A 19360-nucleotide genomic window follows, 5' to 3' on the forward strand; every position below is an offset into this window, starting at 1 on the left:
GCCCTGTGCATCAGACTTCTTTTACATTGCATCAGCAACTGCTTTTTCTAACACCGATGTAACTTGTTTCAGGCCTTGTTCTGCCTTGTCTGACGCATCCTGAGCCTTTGTCACTTTATCGTCAGCAGCTGGATATGCATCTTGTGCTGCTTGCACTTTCTCAGTGGTGTCGTCAATTGTCCTCTGAGCAGCTTGAATCTGTTGATCCAAGTCTCCGAGTTTACCCTTTAACGTATCAACCGCGCTTTGGTAATCATCATGCGTTAGAGCAGCCTTTTGTGCTTGATTATCTGCTGTGGTAGCCGCATAGACTGGTGTTTGTGTTGCGGAAATACTAGACGCCAAAATTGGTGCAGCGGCTAACAATGCGGCAGCGACCGCACCAATATACTTGATCTGCTTTTTCTTCATTGATGAATTCCTCCCGATTAGGATGATTAATCCTCATCCAATAATATCAATAACAAACAAGTTCCCAACTACATCACACAACAGCCAGAAACGACGGCACTTACTAAACTCTCCCATAGATGCCACTTGTATGTATATCACATTCAGTTCCAAGGCTGCGTGCGTTTACATTAAGGAAATAATCGTGCTTTTTCTTCTTTGGCTTTTTCACTTCACAACGAATGCATGATGGCTAAAAGTCTCACCATTGTGAATTCGTTACTAAAATTACAGTGACATTGATCATTACCTTTAAAAAGTCCGCTGATGTGCTTTTCTGACCGAAAATTAAAAAGACTGGCTTTCACTAATACCAGTGAAACCCAGTCTTGGTTGCATAAATGTGATTTATTCCGTCATAACTTAATAGATCCGCACAAATTGGTTAGTAGCCACTTGATAATACAGACGGCCTTGGTGAACATATACGCTGTTGACCTTCCAACTAGTCCGTGCACCCAGAACGCTGCCAATGGCATTGCCATCACGGTTGTACAATTGTACCGGTTGGTTGCCAGTCGTGTAAACCTGTGTGCCAGCCGTGGCCTTCACATAAAGGTGAGTCGCGACTTGGTAGTAAGCTTGACCATCAATGTACTTCAGGCCAGTCACTTTCCAAGCGGTGTTGACAGCTAATGTCCGACCGGCTGCATTACCCGCTTCGTCGTACAAAGCTGCACCATTATTGCCCGCCTTAAATGTGCCCTGAGCAGCCACTGCGACTGTTCTCACGTCGTCGGCCTTGACCCATTCGTTATTAGCCACCAGGTAATAGCCATTAGCGTAGGCAAAATACTTCCAGGCTGTTTCGTTAGCCAATGTTTTGACAGACTGACCATCGACCGCATTATTCACCGTCTTGGTGCCCACACCATTCGTCACGCTGACGATACCGGCTGCTTCAACCATGCGAGCGGTGGTGACATTAATACCATTTAACCAGCCATTGGCACCGACTTGGTAATAAGTCACACCATCAACCGTGATAGCCTGGCGACCGGTCTTCCAACCAGACGCCATCGCTAAGCTGGCCAACGTGTCGTTCTTCGTAAATTTGCCCGTGTTGGCATCATAGCTGTATTGATCGGCACTATTTGCTTGAACATAGATAACCCTATCAGTATCACTAAATTTGACACCAGTGGTAGTACCAGCAGTCACGGTAATTGTCCGAGTCAATGTGGCTGTTTGGCCGTAGCTGTTCCTGATTGTGTAGGTGAGGGCATAAGTGCCTGGCTTGTTAGCATCTACACTACCAGTCACTGTCCAGTCAGCAGCGGGAATCGACGTTGTCTTGGAACTGTCTGTCCAAGCACTAATACCTGCGTTGGGATCAAAGGTTGATCCTTGATTGATGGTCGGGTTCTGTACAAATCCACTCACATAATCAAATTCAGGAGCAGGATAAGTAACCGGCGGGGTGACCGAACCACCTTTATTTGCTGCATAGGCATCATGATATGCTTTAATGTAGTAGCTAGAATGATCGTCTAATTGGGCATCTGACTTTTCAGCTCTGCCTGCCATGGCATCAGACTCGCCCGCGGTAGCACCGGCTTTATTTTCTGCCTCAATAGCTGCCTGCCGAGCAGGAGTATATGCGCTGTCATAAGCATTTTGATATACCTGAGATTTGCCAGAGTTGTCAGCATGATCCTTCAGTGAATAACCATCAGCCATACCATATGCTTTCCCCGTGGCAGCATCAAATTCACCTTGTCGCGCTGCCTCAGCTGTAGCGTAAGCTTGAGCATATGCCGCTGAGTAAGCATCCTTATATGCTTGTGTTTTACCGGCATTATCAGCGTGTTCCTTCAGTGAGTATCCGTCTCCGAGTCCTTGTGCTCTACCATTGACAGCGCCATAAACATCAGCAGTCTTAGCTGCATTATACCCATCGTTGAAGCCTTTATTGTATGGCGTGGTAGGAAGTACAGTATTGGGTTGACCGGAATTGTATGCGGCTGAACCATCCGCTGTCCCTTTTTCATAATCAGCTTCAGCAGCCTGATAACCTGCATGATAGTTATCTAGTGCCAGTTGACTATATCCTTGATCTTTCAGATCTGAATCAGTTTGCGGTTCGCCTTTGGTAACTAAGTCTGAAAGGGCAGTGTCGTAGGCAGTATTATCAAATTGGGTTGGATCAGAGACTCCGTGCCATGCGCGTTTATAGAAACGAGCATAAGTTTCTGTCGCACCAGTTAAATCTTTGAGCGGTTTTTTGGCAGTCGCATCGTCTGTACCATCTTTAGTGCCTTGGAGTTGGTCATAATAACCGTTGTAGTATGCAATTGCCACAGCATCAGCCCCTTTTGCTGTGAGTGCCTCCTCGGATTCACGTGTTCCTGCAGCGAAATCATTCTCCGCCATTTCCTTAATTTGCGGCAATAAATCCTTGCTCACGTAATCCATCATTGTTGAGAAACCATCGTGATAAGCTGCATTCTCGGATGCAGAACCAGTCAGTTCTTGGTCTGGCTTTTCAGCTTTGCCGGTCAATGCATCTTGAGTGCCTGCCTCAAATCCTGCCAGGTTATTTTGAGCGTTTTGCAGATTCTGTTGTTGGGTCTTCTGCGTGGCTGTGGCAGCATCAATCTGATCCTGTAATCGTTGAAGAGAATCTTTCTCCGAGACAATTTTCCCCTCCAATTGTGTTCGCGCATCACCTTCCGTTGTGGGCAATGCAAGTTGATCCGCGTTCAATTGTGTATTGATTGATTCTTGGTCAGCCTTATACTGATCAATTGTTTGACCTGTCTGAGTAAGTGCTCGCTGCGCATCATCAATAGTCTGTTGATAAGCCTGCTTTTTAGCCTCTAACTCTGATGATTGTTCTGCTGCTGTCGCTGCATACACTGGTGTCTGAACCGCTGATACACCAGTCGCCAAAATTGGTGCTGCAGCCAATAACGCAGCTGCAACTGCGCCAATGTACTTAATCTGTTTCTTCTTCATTGGTTTATTCCCCCGAATTGAATGAATATTCAACACCCAAATAACAGTCCAAATAATTTCAAGCCTTACTGCTTGAGTAGTTTGAGTAGATTGAGCAGTGAAAGATAACGGTACTCTTTAACTCTCTCAGAGTAACCGAGAAATATATCGCATGTTTACTTTTAACGAAACCAGCATTTACATTATTGAAATTTGTAAGGCACAAAGAGGAAATATATTTTCTAAGAAAAACCACCGTCAGATTGAATTAATCAATTTCGACAGCGGCTTCAATTTACATAAAATCATTTTTTACCATACGACAAAAAAGCTGCGGCACCACTGATAAGTACTCAGCAACGCCACAGTTTGGGTGTGAAACCCTGTCTTACTTTTCTTGATCCTGTAATTCTTTAATCACTTTAGCCTGATACTGCTTGGAAACTAGAAATACATCCTGATAAAGTTCCCGGATGTAGGGCGCCAAAGTCTCGTCATTCACCGAACTCGCCAGTGTCTCCAAGATTTCTTTCTCTCGCCCGCGGTTGGTCAATGCCAGCTGATGGGTGTGTTTAATCTGGGCGATCTGCTTCGCCGCGGCTAAGCGTTTTTCTAACAGCGGTACGATCTGTGCATCCACTGCATTGATCTGATCGCGCCACTTCTTTAATTCTTTATTGGTTTCTTCTTCAGCCATGCGTCAAACTCCTTCTATGCCTGCAACTTTTCAAAAACGGTCAATGCATCCGCCTGAATCATATGAATGTCGTCGCCAGCAGCGATGTTTTCCTTGTTCACGGCGACCAATGTGGCACTCGGCTGCGCGTATTGGATCAGGCCAGCAAACGGATAGACCCGGAAGCTTGTCCCCACGACCACGATCAGATCCGCGGACTGGACGGCTTGCACTGCCGCAATGAGGGTATCTTGATTAATCCCCTCGCCGTACAACACAATGTCTGGCCGTAAGATCCCGCCGTCCTCTTGATGATGCATATCCTTTAAGTAATCCTGCCAGGGGACCTGTTTACCGCATTTTTGGCAATGCACCTGATACAACGTGCCATGGAATTGCACGACATGGTGGGCGCCGGCCTTGGTATCTAAGCCATCCACATTTTGTGTGACAATCGTACCTTTCTTGTTTGTGATGGCGGCCATTTTCTCATGAATGACATTGGGCTTAGCATCAGGATAGTACATGCGGGTTTTAACAAAATCGTAAAAACTGGCTGGATGGTCCCGCAAGTTATCGGCGCTGAGCAAATATTCCGGGTCTGCACTATTGGCGTACAGGCCGCCCTTGGAGCGATAGTCAGGGATGCCCGAATGGGTAGAGACACCCGCACCGGTCATGAAAGTGACGTGGTGAGCGTTATCAATTGCTGTCTGAAGGTCGAACATGGTCGTGTCTTCCTTTCTAAAGGCGTTATAATATAGGTGCAAAGATTGTGGGAAAGTAACATTTTTCCCAGTACAAGGGGGCATTGATATGTCTATTAAATTCACACATACGGTATCCTATATCTTCCTAGGATTGGTACTGGCAGTATTTCTGTTTGTGGTCTACCACATGGCACTACTGTTGAGCCAACAATTGCCGAATATCTTCATCCTGAACTTCGGCGGGCGTTAACGCGTCGTGTACGAAATGCCGTAATGTTCTAATACATCCGCGGTCGTTTGACCGTAAACAGCAAGTGCGTGGTCTTGATCTAATTCTTTTTCCGGTATTGCAAAAGCCAATTGACGATCGTTTTTTCCGATTGCCAAGAAGGCTTTTTCTTTTGTCTGCCGATTCAAATAATCGGAGTGCAAAATGTCGAAAACTTGGCGGAATTCAAGCTTTAATTGGCGCTTGCTGAGAACTGGCGAAACCGCCGCAAATTGATCGTGGGGCATGGGGACATACCCTAGTTTATCCAACCATGCATCAAACGCGCGCAATGTCTTGACAATGGACCGGCGAATCGCAAACGGCGAGTCGATGACTTTCTCGGTCATCACCGCATACAACTGTTGGGCTGCTTGGAACGCAATGGGATACATCTGCAGCCATTCTGCTGGCACTTCGTCTTCATGGTCCGCAAAAAATGCCAGTCCATCCAACAGGGACAGGACGCGGTAGATAATTTTTGGATCCTCTGCGTCCCCTTCTTCTGCTGGCACGACATCACTGATGCCCCGGATAAAGGCTTGGACCGTGTCCTTGGTAATGATGCCGTTACGCCGCTGTTCTGCGCCAATGATTAAATGGAGCGCGCTGTTATAAATGGACACCGCCGTCGCGCCGAGTTGATCGTCCAGCCTGGGGTCGGTGGTGGTCAGTGGGAAACTCATCGTCGGGAAGCCCTTGAGGTACATTTCAATATGCAGTAATTCGTGGGAAATGGTGTAGTTAATATCAGTTTTGTCGTAAACATGCAGCAGGATCGAACCATCTTGTTGCGGCTCTTGCTGCGCGGATTCATGGGAAATACGGCCACTTTCTTGGTCGTCCACCTGAATGTTTAACTGGTTTGGAAAATGGTCCCGGACTTCTTTCAATAATGTTTCAACTGCGGGTGATAATGTCGGATCAGTTGTCATGGATAACACTGCCTTTCTTTGCTGTTCTTTACCTTCTATCTTACCACGAAGGCCAATGTGAATGGGTTTTCACAAAATGTCAATGCTATACTGGAGGTAGTGTCATTCAATTATATGGAAGGAGCTTCATAATGGAAATTCATTTGCCTTGGTCCGGTGATCAGATGCCGGACAAATATGCGAAGTATGCCCCCGCAGTCAACATGCGCGGCGGTTATCCAATTCTGTCGTTCCCATTTAGCATTAGCGATGTACCGGTCAACACCAAGTATTTTGCTTGGTCCCTGCTGGATTATGATGCGGTGCCTGTGGGTGGTTTCATCTGGATTCATTGGCTGGCGACAGATCTTGCTGCCAGTACCACGGAAATCCCTGAAAACGCCAGTCAAAGCGGCGCGGTGCATTTCATCCAGGGTCGTAATTCCAATGCTGGCCGAATGGTGAATGTTCAAGACCCCTTGATTAATCAACGCTATGTCGGTCCCCAGCCGCCGGATCAAACCCATGATTACACATTGACAGTTTATGCTTTGAATGCGCCGTTAGAACTAGAAAACGGCTTTTGGTACAACGCTTTTCGCCGAGAACTGCAGGGCAAAGTCCTGGCTCAGGCCCAGGTAGAAATTCCAAGTCAATCGTAGACGTGAAGCGCTTTCGTGCTACAATAGAACTGTAGTTTAGAAAGGTGGATGAACAATATGACAGGTGAAAAAGAAAAGGTGCCCAAGCGGCGCGTTATTTTACAAATCGCCCAGAGTCTGGACGGCTTCATCGCAGAACGTAACGGCAGCACAGAATGGTTAACCAAACTGGATTCGACAGAGGCAGATAATGCCTATCAGCGTTTCTATGCTTCCATTGATACCGTCATCATGGGCCGCAAGACCTATCAGCGGGCTTTGAAACTGGCTGGCAGCTATCCTTATCAGGATAAGCAGAGCTACGTGTTCTCCACAACACTGCACGATACGGATGATCCCACCACGGTAGTTGCTGGGAATGTCGCCGGCTTCGTGCAATCCTTGAAAGAAAAGAAAGGTAAAGACATCTGGCTGGTCGGCGGGGCTGATATTTTCACAGACTTGCTGCAAGCTGGTTTGATTGATGAGATCATGGTCACTGTCGCTCCGGTGTTGCTGGGTGATGGCGTTTCCTTGGTCAGTCATGACTTACCTGATATTCCATTAACACTCAAGGAAGGCCGGCAGTTAGGTCAGTTCATTCAATTGACTTATACCGTGGGCAATGTGAAAAACTAAACCGAAATTGAGTCATTAAAAATACAGCCTGTCCCGGTCTGGGATGGGCTGTTTATTTGGCCTGATTCAATAGGGCGGCGATCTGTTGGAGACGCTTAAGGATGGCTTGCTGCTCGGTGGCAGAAACTGATCCCAGCACTTGCTGGATCTTTTCGGCTCGGACTGTCGCGATGCGGTCATACAATTGTTGTCCGGCCGCAGTGAGGGCCACTGCCCGGGCACGGCGATCATCGGGTGCCGCCACGGTTTGCACCAAGCCTTGCCGCTCAAACTTGGCGATCTGGCGGCTCGTGGATGAATGATCCTTACCTAATTGGTTGGCTAGTTTTCCCACTCGAATATTGGGCTGCAACCCTATCCGCACGATAATCGGCAATAAATTTGGATCCTGACTGGCCCCTGCGGCCTTCAGGATTTTTTCATCATTGGCCGGTTGATTGAAAAACGTCACGATTTGCATTAGGGCAGTAAAGATGTCATTTTCCATTGTTTTCATGTTTCGAATCCTCCTCACCAAAAGTCCATGCTTGCATTATACGGCAAATGGGTTTATCTTAATAGGTGCAAATTGCACATGTTAAGAAAGAAGGATCTTGAATGATGAACACGAACTCTCTCCCTAAAATTGGCATTATCCTGGGCACCAACCGGCCGCACCGGATCGGCGGCGACATTGCCCAATGGGTTCAGGCACACATGACCAGTCCGGCATTTACCACCGACATTATTGACTTGGCACAGGTCAACTTGCCGTTCTTGGACGAACCGGAAATCCCGGCAGCCGCCCATTACACCCAGCCCCACACCAAGGCCTGGAGCAACCAAGTTCAACAATATGCTGGCTTCGTCCTACTTTTCCCTCAATACAACTGGGGTTATCCAGCCGTGTTGAAGAACGCATTGGATTATCTTTACCGGGAATGGGCGCACAAACCCGTATCGACGATCGTTTACGGCAACCACGGGGGAATGCAAGCAGAAATTGCCATGCGTTTTGTCACCAGCGGTCTGCACATGAATGCCCTGGCGGTGAACCCGGAGCTAGTTGTGACGCCAGATATGGTGAACGATCAAGGGCAGTTTCAAGATGTTAACCAGGCGCTGAGCCGGTCTGCAGACGATATGGCATTGTTGGTCACTGAGTTTAACAATGTGCTGAAATGATCATCAGTTGCTTGTAACAAATGGGGGGGACAAAATCCTTGCTAATGAGCCGTGCCAATGCTGCGCAATCTACGGCTGAAATGGGCTGGAACGCTGTGACGGCGGTTTGAGCCCGCAAAGTGCGCGGTCTCAAACACGCCTAACCACATCCGCGCAAAAAGCGCACGGTGTGGTTTCCACAGCTGAGCCCATTTCAGCCTACGATTGCTCCGCATTGGTACTACATCCATCAGAGTTCAGAATTTTGTCCCACCCCTTTTGTGTGCCTAGGCATTGATTCCAAAAACAGCATTATCTGCCAGCCACTGCTTGAGTGGTTGCATGTTATCCGATCGGTAATACTTGGTTAATTGCCACGAATACCAATGTAGTTTATCTTCCGGGATAGCGATCAGGCCCCGTTTATCCGCGAACATCAAAGCGCTGGCTGCGACGATAGCTGTGCGTTTATTACCATCCATAAACGGTTGCATGCGAGACAGGGTCAACATCAGTGTGAGTGCTTTATCCGTTGTGGTCGTGGTGTCACTCATTATATTGGTCACCAGTTTCTGGACTTGGGCTTCATTGGGGATTGGCGGCTGGTACGTTTCGTTTGTCAGCGGTACGATCACATCTGTTGTTCGGATCTGACCAGCGTCTTGAGCTCTCGCACCCTTAACCAGGAGATTGATTTCCAAAACATTGGTGAGGGAAAAATCGGTAACGTTATTGATTGTTGCCGCATATTGATACGCATCTCTCAAGTTCAATATCACTTGAATCTCACTGGGTTTAATGTCGGGTACGTACTGATCTTTGAGTATTGACTCGACTTCTGAATATTGCAGCGTAAGGTGTTCAAACAAGCTTGTCAAAAAAACAAGCTTCGATAAATCATAAATTGTGCCTGATTAGTTGTTGTTCTTGATGATCCGTTAGCTCAAATCGATCCGCAATCACTTCTGTAACTCCTTTGCAGGATTGAGAGAATTCATTTTCCCTGGTAGGTTAAGCTTTTGCAGGCACTGACTCAGCATCAACAATCCTAAACAAAAAACCGACCATACAAGTAATGTCAGGATTCCTTGTTGAAAGGTGAATTGAGGATCATTTAAGCTTTGACCAATTGAACCGGTAACTACGCCGTCCAAGTGGAAATAAGTCAGCGGTGACCACACCATCGGCGGGGCGATCAAGCTGAGCAGGACAACCAGCCAGGATAGAATCGTGACGATCCAACTATTTTTGAACCAGGTGGCCAGGAGTAAATTCAAAACGGTCATGAATATGATCAGCAAAAGGGCCAGGATTATCGATTCCAGTAAATATTGACTTAACGGCATCATCACACTGCCAATCCCGAATCCGGTATTGCGAAAGGCCAGGACGTGATATCGTAGATCGCCGAACCCCCGGAGTAAGCCAGCAGCCACTAAAGCGATGGCTAGTGGGCCAAAAATAACCTGAATAAAGGTGTAGGCAATCACACCACCCTGGGTGAGCATTTGGCGACCTGTGCTCACCCCTTGCAATGATAACCAATCACTGTGCGCTCGTTTATTGACCAACTCTTTAGCCATCTGGCGACCGGTAATCAAACAGGCAATCAGCATCAGAATGATGACTGCATTTTGCTGAATTAAGAACCACACGTAATACCAACCATGTAAGTAATAGCGCCGATTGTCGGTTTGAAGCGATGCCGCCATTGTCGGATCAGCACGATCCACCTCTTCTTTAGACAGTAAGAGTGTATCCGGGAACATTGAGGCAATGTGCTGCTGGTTGAGATAATGATACTCCTGATAGGTCCACCCGACACTGGTCGTGAGGGATGACCCGTTGCTTCGAATATCGAAAACTACGCGGCTACTATTGAGCAGTTCTCCAGGGCGCTGATTCCCCTTCACTTTCACCTGAACCACCCGATAAAACCATCTTTGGTAGGCGGCTGGATCCTTGAGCCGTTTCAACTCATTCGTATCAAACCCACTGAGTGTTTTCGCTAGTTCTGGATGTGCCTTGACCAGGCGGTTGGTCTGTGCCACATGCGCTCTGACCTTTGCCGTGTATTGCGCCAGATAAGTCTGCTGGGCATGCATCTGCCAAAAGAAACCGCCAATGAGCAATAATCCGCAAAAAATGATGATTAGTCCCACCGGCCATACGCGCCGCCGTTTCTTGAGTTCAAAACGCCAATACGTCGCTCTCATTGCCGCCGCCTCCTTTGCTGAACCAATTGCGTCAATGCTAGCCAGATAAAATATCCTAAACTAAAACTCAACCAGCTTTGACCACAGTAGCGCAGCCACATCGTGAGGTAGCTTTGATTCGTGCCTGGATACTGCGCCAGCCAATTGATCTGGCCGCTGAGCAATGGTTGACCCCACAAAACGCTCACCAACAGCGCAATAGCATTGGTGAACACCATCCAGCCGAACCACGACATCACCATGACTAACCCGTTCGCCATCAGCCAACGACAACTTGGGAACACATTCAACTGCATCCATGCACCATTTGTCGTAAACTGTGCCATCACCCAGATTGTGGAGAACAATAACACGGCGAGGATTAACGTCACTGGATTGGCCAACAAGTGCTGCCAGTTCACGAGAAAAATTGGCGCTTGCAAAGACGTGTGAAGATTTTCAAAAGCCTGGTCATGGGTTAATCGTGCTTGATATTCGGTAATGACCGCGCGGTTTTGTTTTGGATCGGCCAATAACCCGTTTTGAAACTGGCGGGCATAGCGAATGTCTTCCTGCCGGGCATGAATACCACCCCGTAAAAAGGGCGCACTTTGGCGGCGTTGAATTGCTTCAATTTGCGCCATCAAACCATCGTCAATGCGCCCCGCTTGGTTAAATTCGGCCTTCAATTGTTTTTTCTCGGCAGGCTGGTCACTGGTCTTGATTTGTTCGCGCAATAAACCAATCTCACCGCCGACAGTTTCTTCCGTGTGGGTCACAGTGCGCAACAATTCTTGGCGATACTGACCCACCCCAACCTTTGTGAACCAGAAAAATAAAAGGCTTAGCAAAACGGCGAGTCCCAAAAGACCCGCCGCCAAATGACTGCGGTATAAGCGCCGCCATTCAAATGCCACAACTTTATTCATGATCGCTTCCCGTACAACTCATTGTACCGGGCCTCCGCCGTTTCACCGGCTGCTAAATGATAAAATTCGATCTGATGATCGACCAGGAAAAAGATATCTCGAGTGATACGCATCATTTCATCCAAATTATGGGAAGAAATAAGGGCAGTGGTGCCCTTTTTCCCTAAATCAAGCAATGTTTCTCGCACAATGCTTAAACTTGTCGGATCTAAGCCATTCAATGGCTCATCCAGCAGCATTAACGGCCGATCCACTAACAACGCCATAGCCAGTAACAACCGTTGCTTCATGCCCAATGAATATTTCTTAACGCGCCGATCCAGGTAGTCCACCATGTCTAACTGGTCCGCCACGGATTCAATGGCCGTAATCGGAATCTGGTGTGTTTCTGCCACAAAGCGCAGATGTTCACGTCCTGACAAGTACCCATACAATACAGAATTATCTTGGAGAAAGGCGACTTGATCAAACACCTGCTGCGGTGAATTCGGTTGACCCTGGATCATAATCTGACCACTTTGCGGAGTGCGTAAATGAGCAATCAAATTCAATAAAGTGGTTTTGCCTGCCCCATTAGGTGCGACCAGCCCATATAACCCGGGCTGTTCAATTTGCATGCTGGCGTGGGCAAAAATTGGCTGCTGGCGCCACCCAAACGACATATCGGCCACTTGCAGAATCATGATCTGCCCCCTCCCCGACTAAAGTTTACCGCTTCATTTCATGCAATCGTTCGTACAGCACGCCTTCCCGCAATCCGCTCTGGGAGAACGTGATGCGATCGGAGTCCAAGAAGCGCATAAGATTGACGATTGGTACCATGCCGCCGACAATGATGTCGGCGCGGTCCTTGCTTAATCCTGGAATTTCTTTACGTTCCGTCAAATCAGCTCCGATGACGGTGGAAAATACCCGATTGACTTGATCCGTGCTCATCCGGAAGCCGTGGATGTTTTCAAAGTGCGGTGTTTTGGCACGTCGCCGTTCGATCTTGGCCAATGTCCGGTTGGAACCGCCCAAGGCCACGATCGGTAAATTGCGGGCCTTATCCAACCACCAGATATCGTTATAGAGCCGATCCATCGCAGTCGTCAGCTTAAACAGTGCCGGCGCGGTGATATGTTCCGGGTCCAAATAGGTTTCAGTCAAGCTGACCGATCCCATGGGGATACTAATCAAGTTTTGAATCCGCCGCTGGAGCATGAAAATCAGTTCAATGCTGGCACCACCGGTATCCATGATGACGGCGTTGACCACCGGCAAAGTGTTGGTGACGCCCAAGTAGTCGTAGTAGGCCTCTTGTTCACCGCTAATGACCTTGACCTCCACACCAGTCGCATCTTTCAAATTAGTCAAAAATTCTGACTGATTTTTGGCCTGCCGGGTGGCTGCCGTGGCCACGGCATGCAAATGGACATTGGGTAATGATTTAAACGTTTTGACAAACTTCTTCATGGCTTCAATGGTGCGGGCCATGGCATCGTCTTGTAAAATCTTTTCTGGTCCCATGTCTTCGGACAATCGGACCATGTCTTTTTCTTGGGCCACGACTTTCGTGGTCCCATCGTCGTGAACCTCTGTAATTGTCATCCGGACTGAGTTAGAGCCCAAGTCGATGACCACAAGGTTTTCCATCCAGTCACTCCTTCTCGTTATTGGTATCGTTCAACGGATTACTCATCAATGGAATGAACTTGCGGGGCGAGCTGCCGTCCATCTCTTTGTCGGCCTTCGCCACTTCTGGCCACAAGGTATCCGCAATATCTTTGGCATGGGCCAAGAGGTATTCCTGGGCATTCAGCCGGGGCAGGCCGCGGCCGTCGATATGTTCCCAGCTGCCATCATTTTGCAGGATTCGGGTCTTCACGGTATCTTCCCAAAGAATGTTATAGATGTTGATCACCTGTTGGCGAATGGCGTCGCTCAGTAACGGGAACAATAACTCCACTCGGCGAGACAAGTTGCGATTCATCAGATCGGCACTGGACAGGAAGACGTGCTCTTCACCGTCGGCATAGAAATAATAGATCCGGGAGTGTTCCAGAAAGCGGCCGACGATGGAATGAACAGTAATGTTTTCGCTGACGCCGGGAATACCTGGCCGCAGGTTACAAATACCCCGGACCAGTAAATGAATTTCGACACCCGCTGCGCTCGCTTCATACAGTTTCTCAATCATATCGGTATCTGACAAGGAATTCATTTTCATCTGGATGAAGCCGCGCTTGCCAGCTTGCACATTGGCGATTTCATTATCGATTTGTTCATGCAAGAATTTGCGAATACCCAAGGGGGCAATCACGAGTTTGTGAAAATACGGCGGTTCGGAGAAGCCAGAAAGCATGTTAAAGATGTTGGAAGCATCTAGCCCCATATCCACATCAGCGGTGAATAAGCCCATATCGGTGTAAAGGCGCGCGGTGACATCGTTATAGTTCCCAGTAGCCATGTGCATGTAACGGCGAATGCCATTTTCTTCTTGGCGAATGATCAATGTCAACTTACAGTGGGTCTTCAAGCCAACCAAGCCATAAATAACGTGACAGCCGGCTTTTTCCAATTCATTAGCCCAATGAACGTTGTTTTCTTCATCAAAACGGGCCTTGAGTTCCACTAAGACGGTGACTTGCTTGCCATTTTCAGCCGCCCGTTTCAAATACGTGATAATCGGCGACTTGGATGATACTCGGTACAGCGTCATCTTAATGGCCAATGTCTGCGGATCCACAGCCGCCTGCTTAATGAGGTTCACGACTGGATTGAATGAATCATAGGGATGGTCCACAAAAATGTCGTGTTGAGCAATCAGATCGAACATGCTTTGTTCCTGCAAAGGCGCAGGTTCATACGGTGTAAACGGCGGGAAGACCAGATCTGGGTGGCCTTGGACATGTTTCACCAGTTGCGCCAGGAACTTCAGATTGATCGGGCCATTTACCCGGTAGATGCTGTCGGGTGTGAGGTGCAATTCTTTCGTTAGCCGTTTCACCAGACGCTCATCCATGTCGGCCTCGATCTCGATCCGCATCACTCCGCCGCGTTCCCGCTGCTTAAGCTGCTTCTCGATTTCTTTCATCAAATCTGAGGCATCTTCTTCTTCGACGTCCAAATCCATGTCCCGGGTGACCCGGAATACGGCCATGGCCTTCACGGAGAAGCCTAAGAATAATTCGGCGATGAAATGCTTGATGACCTCTTCTAACAGAATGAAAATATTGTCGCCGCCGGGCAATTTCACGACGCGAGGAAACACATCGGGGACCGGCACTAGCGCAAAGGATTTATCTGTTTTGTCTTTCTTGCCGTTTTTCCGGGCCAAGCGCAGCGCAATGTTTAACGTGTTATTCGCCACGAATGGGAATGGCCGAGAAACATCTACTGCCATCGGGGTCAACACTGGCATCACGGTTTGGTGGAAATAGTTGTCCAGGTAATCCGCTTGCTGCGGACGCAGGTGGGCGAAGTCGACCAAATGAATGTCGGCCTCTTCCAGCCGCGGCAGTAGCGAGCGGTTCAGCGTGGTGTATTGTTTATCCACCATCGCGTGGGTTTTTTCAGAAATCTTGCCCAACTGCACCTCGGGGGTCAAGCCGGCCGCGTCCGTTCCGGTGTAACCGACCCGCACCATTTTGTGCAAGGAAGCCACCCGAATGTTGAAAAATTCATCCAGGTTGCTTTGGGTGATTCCCAAGAAACGCACCCGTTCCAGGAGCGGGTTGTTATTATCCCGGGCCTCTTCCAAGACCCGGTTATTGAAGTCCAGCCATGATAGTTCACGGTTGAAGAAATATTCCGGTTTAGTGAAGTCCATATTGTCCTTTTCCTTTCAATTCGGGCATGACACCATATACTTCGGCAAAGAAGCCCGCCCGCCGGTTGAACGACCATTTCTCAAGTTCAATATCGTCCTGGCTGGTGGCAGTGATCAATACTTTATCGTGTTTTTGCGAAACTGTAATCTTACTTATTTTTTGCTGGCGGGATACATCCAGCGCGTCAGCCAAGCGTAATATTGCGGCGAGTTTAGCGACCACCATGCGCTTGTCGTTAGGCAGATCCGACTCCTGCAACTCTTCAATGTTTGGCGAATCTGTGCTGTGGAATCGGGAAATTGTCCCCACCATTTGTTGCTCTTGAGTAGATAAGCCCAAGATCTCAGATGCCTGAATTAAGTAATCGGAGTGGCGATAGTGTTCATGAATGTCGACAAAGTTACCGATATCATTGAGAATCGCGGCAATCTGCAACAACAGTCGCTCGCGTTTACCTAAACTGTGCAGCTTGCGCAGCCGATCAAATAATTGCACAGCAAAATTGACCACCGTATCCCGGTGGGCTTTATCCACTTGATAGCGATCCGAAAGGGCCAGCGCTGATCGTAATATTTGGTCCTCCGGCTTAATCAACAAGTTATCGTTGTTTTGCCGCAATGCATACGCCACGGTCAATCCATCGATCAATTTCAAATTGGTAATGTCCATTTGCTGCGAACCAAAGAAGTTCAGCAATTGATGGACTAGGACCAATACTGGCTGCACCTGGACCACATCGGATTCCGGCATCTGATAGTGCGCCTGGATATACTGGTCACTGCTGTGTAAGATCTTATCGAATAGATCGGCAAAGGCCTGTTTGTCCAAGATCACGTGTCGTTTTTCAGCGGGAATCAATTGTTCCATGATCGACAACGCCGAACCCATCACGATCATCGTCGGATACTGCTCATCCACCGGCAGCATGCGTTTGAAGTCCCGCAGCTGACTGGCAAGATAATCGGCCAGCACCTCACTGTAATTGGGGACATTGCGTTTGACATCCCGCATGGCTTCAAACACCCGCAGCGGTCCAAGTTTCAATGTCCGTGAAAAAATGAACTGCCGCTTTTTATAGAACGTTAATTCCACGCTGCCAGAGGAAATATCCACCAGAATGGCTGCCGTATTAATGATATTACGGAAATTGGGGAGGAAGGCATCTGTCGCCAAATTGCGATACAATGCTTCCTGACTTTGATTGACCCAAGTAATATCATAACCGGTGCGATCCTGCAGCTGTTCCCGGACAAATTCCGAATTGGCCGCCTCGGCCATGGAATGGGTAGCCACCACATGCACTGGGTCGGCACCCACACCGGCGAAGAGCAACCTGGCCTGGCCCAATATTTCCGTCACCCGGTTAACTGTATCCGGGCTGATGCGTTTACTGGTAAAAATATCCTCACCAATATCGACATCCGTTGAGGCACTCTCAATGGTGTGTATCTTGCGGTCCACTGCGCGCACAAATACATTCTGTGCACCAATCACCACAAATCCAATAATTCCTGTGTTTTTTGCCATCGTGTCCCGCTCCCTACTTGTGACTTGCAAACTAATTATAACCCACGAAAGGCCGAAAAAGGCGGGTGATGCCCGGATTGGTCCACCCGCCAGTGTAAAAAGTTAGTATCGATTCCGGATTGCCCGCCAATAACGGCGATTCGCAATTCCCACTAAACGATTGACCACCGCTAACGGCAGCATGCCGCTGGACTGCTGTGCCAAGCGAATAATCGGCGTATCCATGATGATTTTCTCCATGAAACGGTCCGCCGGTGTGGTGGGATTTTTCGTACCAATCATCTTTTCTCTAGCCAAATCCATGATGTGCCGATTCGTCCAAGAGTATTCGCTTAATTCCTGCGGGGTGCTCAGCGGTGTATACATACCAGGCACTGGCGCACGATCGACAGGCACATGCAAGCCACTCATTTCTTCAAACGCTGCCATAGACGGATGGCCCTGGAGACGAATATACCAATCCGGCACTTTGACAGGCCGGACACTGGTATTTTCTCCTGCCAGCGTGATGGGCAAGACAAGACCAGCCGCATTGCTGCTGGTGGCTACCCGGATTTGGCGTTGACCGGTGGGCAGCAGCCAGCGTTGATCGTGATCATCCCATTCTTTGAAGGCCTGGGCGGGCAGTGTGATGGTGACGATTTGACTCGTCCCTGCCGCCAAGAACACTTTAGCGAAACCCTGCAGTGTCTGCTTGGGCGTCAATGCCTTAGTGTCCGCCGCGGCATCGCCGACATACACCTGGACCACTTCCGCACCGTCGGTTGTGCCGTTGTTCGTCACCGTCACATTGACCTGCACCTGACCATCCGGGGTAATCTGTGCTGCTGACAAAGCGGCATTCTGTAACGTGAAGTCCGTGTAGCTGAGGCCAAACCCAAACGGAAAACGCACTGGTACGGCAGCTTTATCATAATAGCGATAACCCACATAGACACTTTCAGCGTATCCGACTGACCCATTATTTTTGCCATACAACTGACTGGAAGGCACATCTTGATACTGCATTGGGTAGGTTTCTGCCAATTTCCCACTAGGATTCACAATACCGTAGAGGAGCCGAGAAGCCGCGTTACCCACAGACTCACCGCCGAGATACAGATTAAGCAGGCCCTGAACATGATCCGTCCAAGGCAGCTCGACGGGTGCACCGGCGATCAAGAGCACTACGATGTGCGGATTGACTGCGGCAATGGCTTCAATCAGCTTGTTTTGCACTGCCGGCAAAGCCATGGTAGTACGATCAAAGCCTTCCGATTCATCAATTTCCGGCAAGCCAGCCACAAAAATGACTTTATCAGCGTCCCGGGCGGCGGCCACAGCCGCGGCCGCATCAACGCCTGTATCATCAGTCAACCGGTAGCCAGGTTCGTAATGATAGGCCACATGGGCATTATCCAATCCCTCTAAAATGGATACCTGGGTGGGCGGATTGATGTGGGATGACCCGGCCCCTTGGAACCGGGTCTGCTCCGCCATCTCGCCCACCACCACGATGTTGTCTGTCTCCTTGAGAGGCAAAATGTGGTCATCGTTTTTCAACAACACTGCTGCGTTTTCTTCGATTTTTTGGGCCAACTGGGCATTGTCGGTCAATAGTTTTTGCCGATCGCCCTGGAATGCTGGCCGCTTCTTTTGGGCCAACTGCGCAATTTTTGCTACCGCCCGAGTAAGGGCCGTGGGCGCTAATCGGCCATCGGCTAACCCTTGCAATGCTTGCTGATCGAACATATGACCATCGCCAGGCATTTCTAAATCCGTCCCGGCATTGAGACTAGCCACTTTGTCATTCAGCGCGCCCCAGTCGGTAATGACTGCGCCATTGAATCCCCACGTCTTACGCAGGACATCGCTCAACAAATACCGGTTATCGCTGGCGTAAGTCCCGTTGATGCGATTGTAAGAACACATTACTCCCTCTGGCTGAGCAGCTTTGACGGCAATGCGAAAGGCAGTGAGATACAGCTCATGCAGGGCAATCGGATCGACGATGGAATTGGACCGCAGCCGATCATTTTCCTGATTGTTGGCGGCAAAATGTTTCACACAGGCGCCAACACCGGTGGATTGAATACCCTTGACCCATCCCGCCGCCAAGTGGCCAGTTAATACAGGATCTTCTGAGAAATACTCAAAATTACGGCCGCACAGTGGGTTGCGTTTGATATTCAGTCCCGGACCCAGGACCATGTCCACATCCAGACTGCGGGCTTCCTGACCGATAGCCGCCCCCATAGCGGCCACTAACGCCGGATCCCAAGTACAGGCCAGGGCACTGCCAGTGGGAAAAGCCGTACTTGGTTCACTGTGGTTGATCCCCAAGGCATCCCCGGCACCGGCCTGATAGCGCAGCCCATGGGGGCCGTCACTCATCCGGAAGCGGGGAATATTCGCCGCGGGAAATGCCTCGGTCCCCCAGAAGTCGGCCCCACTGGTCAATTTAACCTGTTCCTCCGGGGTCAATCCATAAGCATTCGGCACATTATATTGTTTTTGTTTTTTCAACATACTCTCTCCTT

At 49.0% G+C, this 19360-nt stretch carries 18 protein-coding genes; 4 read left to right on the forward strand and 14 right to left on the reverse strand.

Translation table 11 applies throughout. From position 1 onward, the window contains the following. Nucleotides 1-21 precede the first annotated feature (21 nt). The 4 genes from FD09_RS11160 to FD09_RS11175 form a co-directional block, all read right to left on the reverse strand. Complete coding sequence (locus FD09_RS11160; RefSeq protein ID WP_057821359.1) at nucleotides 22-411, reverse strand: hypothetical protein; 390 nt, start codon at nucleotides 409-411, stop codon at nucleotides 22-24. 402 nt (nucleotides 412-813) lie between these two features. Further along, a complete protein-coding gene (locus FD09_RS11165) occupies nucleotides 814-3408 on the reverse strand; it encodes an immunoglobulin-like domain-containing protein (RefSeq protein WP_057821361.1) in 2595 nt (864 codons plus the stop codon). 367 nt (nucleotides 3409-3775) lie between these two features. Beyond that, the gene (locus tag FD09_RS11170) at nucleotides 3776-4084 is read right to left on the reverse strand and encodes a chorismate mutase (protein ID WP_057821363.1); all 309 of its coding nucleotides are present in this window, start codon (nucleotides 4082-4084) and stop codon (nucleotides 3776-3778) included. A 14-nt stretch (nucleotides 4085-4098) separates the two neighbouring features. Beyond that, on the reverse strand, nucleotides 4099-4791 hold the full coding sequence (locus tag FD09_RS11175) for an NAD-dependent protein deacylase (RefSeq protein WP_057821365.1): 693 nt from the start codon (nucleotides 4789-4791) through the stop codon (nucleotides 4099-4101). A gap of 88 nt (nucleotides 4792-4879) precedes the next feature. Between FD09_RS11175 and FD09_RS16345 the strand changes: the two genes are divergently transcribed. Beyond that, nucleotides 4880-5023, forward strand: a complete 144-nt coding sequence (locus FD09_RS16345; protein WP_157053781.1) for a hypothetical protein — start codon at nucleotides 4880-4882, stop codon at nucleotides 5021-5023. On the opposite strand, the gene FD09_RS11180 is transcribed toward FD09_RS16345, so the two are convergent. Next, nucleotides 5020-5976, reverse strand: coding sequence for a hypothetical protein (locus FD09_RS11180; protein ID WP_057821368.1), 957 nt, complete (start codon nucleotides 5974-5976; stop codon nucleotides 5020-5022). The genes FD09_RS16345 and FD09_RS11180 overlap by 4 nt on opposite strands. A 131-nt stretch (nucleotides 5977-6107) precedes the next feature. Here FD09_RS11180 and FD09_RS11185 point away from each other — a divergent pair, with 131 nt between their 5' ends. Together FD09_RS11185 and FD09_RS11190 are read left to right on the forward strand one after the other, a co-directional pair. Continuing rightward, entirely contained in the window at nucleotides 6108-6617 is a 510-nt protein-coding gene (locus tag FD09_RS11185; RefSeq protein WP_057821370.1) for a YbhB/YbcL family Raf kinase inhibitor-like protein, read from the forward strand. 57 nt (nucleotides 6618-6674) lie between these two features. Beyond that, the gene (locus FD09_RS11190; protein ID WP_057821372.1) at nucleotides 6675-7235 is read left to right on the forward strand and encodes a dihydrofolate reductase family protein; all 561 of its coding nucleotides are present in this window, start codon (nucleotides 6675-6677) and stop codon (nucleotides 7233-7235) included. A gap of 52 nt (nucleotides 7236-7287) precedes the next feature. Here the strand turns inward: FD09_RS11190 and FD09_RS11195 are convergent, their stop codons facing one another. After that, nucleotides 7288-7731, reverse strand: a complete 444-nt coding sequence (locus FD09_RS11195; RefSeq protein WP_057821374.1) for a MarR family winged helix-turn-helix transcriptional regulator — start codon at nucleotides 7729-7731, stop codon at nucleotides 7288-7290. A gap of 101 nt (nucleotides 7732-7832) precedes the next feature. On the opposite strand from FD09_RS11195, the gene FD09_RS11200 reads away from it, so the two are divergent. Continuing rightward, nucleotides 7833-8399: an NADPH-dependent FMN reductase gene (locus FD09_RS11200; RefSeq protein WP_235812274.1), complete on the forward strand. Its 567-nt coding sequence runs from the start codon at nucleotides 7833-7835 to the stop codon at nucleotides 8397-8399. A gap of 266 nt (nucleotides 8400-8665) precedes the next feature. Here FD09_RS11200 and FD09_RS11205 read toward each other — a convergent pair whose 3' ends face one another. From FD09_RS11205 to FD09_RS11240, 8 genes are all read right to left on the reverse strand, one after another. Then, nucleotides 8666-9247 (reverse strand): Fic family protein, encoded by a 582-nt coding sequence (locus FD09_RS11205; RefSeq protein WP_162261511.1) that lies wholly within the window; start codon nucleotides 9245-9247, stop codon nucleotides 8666-8668. Between the two features lie 90 nt (nucleotides 9248-9337). After that, nucleotides 9338-10594 (reverse strand): hypothetical protein, encoded by a 1257-nt coding sequence (locus tag FD09_RS11210; RefSeq protein WP_057821378.1) that lies wholly within the window; start codon nucleotides 10592-10594, stop codon nucleotides 9338-9340. Beyond that, nucleotides 10591-11502 (reverse strand): hypothetical protein, encoded by a 912-nt coding sequence (locus FD09_RS11215; protein ID WP_057821379.1) that lies wholly within the window; start codon nucleotides 11500-11502, stop codon nucleotides 10591-10593. Before FD09_RS11215 ends, FD09_RS11210 begins: the two co-directional genes overlap by 4 nt. Further along, nucleotides 11499-12185 carry an ABC transporter ATP-binding protein gene (locus tag FD09_RS11220; protein WP_057821381.1) on the reverse strand — a complete coding sequence of 229 codons (687 nt, stop codon included), beginning with the start codon at nucleotides 12183-12185 and terminating at the stop codon, nucleotides 11499-11501. Before FD09_RS11220 ends, FD09_RS11215 begins: the two co-directional genes overlap by 4 nt. 25 nt (nucleotides 12186-12210) lie before the next feature. After that, nucleotides 12211-13137: a Ppx/GppA family phosphatase gene (locus FD09_RS11225; RefSeq protein WP_057821383.1), complete on the reverse strand. Its 927-nt coding sequence runs from the start codon at nucleotides 13135-13137 to the stop codon at nucleotides 12211-12213. Between the two features lie 4 nt (nucleotides 13138-13141). Next, on the reverse strand, nucleotides 13142-15313 hold the full coding sequence (locus tag FD09_RS11230) for an RNA degradosome polyphosphate kinase (protein WP_057821386.1): 2172 nt from the start codon (nucleotides 15311-15313) through the stop codon (nucleotides 13142-13144). Beyond that, a complete protein-coding gene (locus FD09_RS11235) occupies nucleotides 15300-16841 on the reverse strand; it encodes a Ppx/GppA phosphatase family protein (protein WP_057821389.1) in 1542 nt (513 codons plus the stop codon). Before FD09_RS11235 ends, FD09_RS11230 begins: the two co-directional genes overlap by 14 nt. 102 nt (nucleotides 16842-16943) lie before the next feature. Then, nucleotides 16944-19349 carry a glycoside hydrolase family 3 C-terminal domain-containing protein gene (locus tag FD09_RS11240; RefSeq protein WP_057821391.1) on the reverse strand — a complete coding sequence of 802 codons (2406 nt, stop codon included), beginning with the start codon at nucleotides 19347-19349 and terminating at the stop codon, nucleotides 16944-16946. Between the last annotated feature and the right edge of the window lie 11 nt (nucleotides 19350-19360).

It is taken from the genome of Schleiferilactobacillus perolens DSM 12744 (assembly GCF_001435585.1).
Classification (GTDB): Bacteria; Bacillota; Bacilli; order Lactobacillales; family Lactobacillaceae; genus Schleiferilactobacillus; species Schleiferilactobacillus perolens.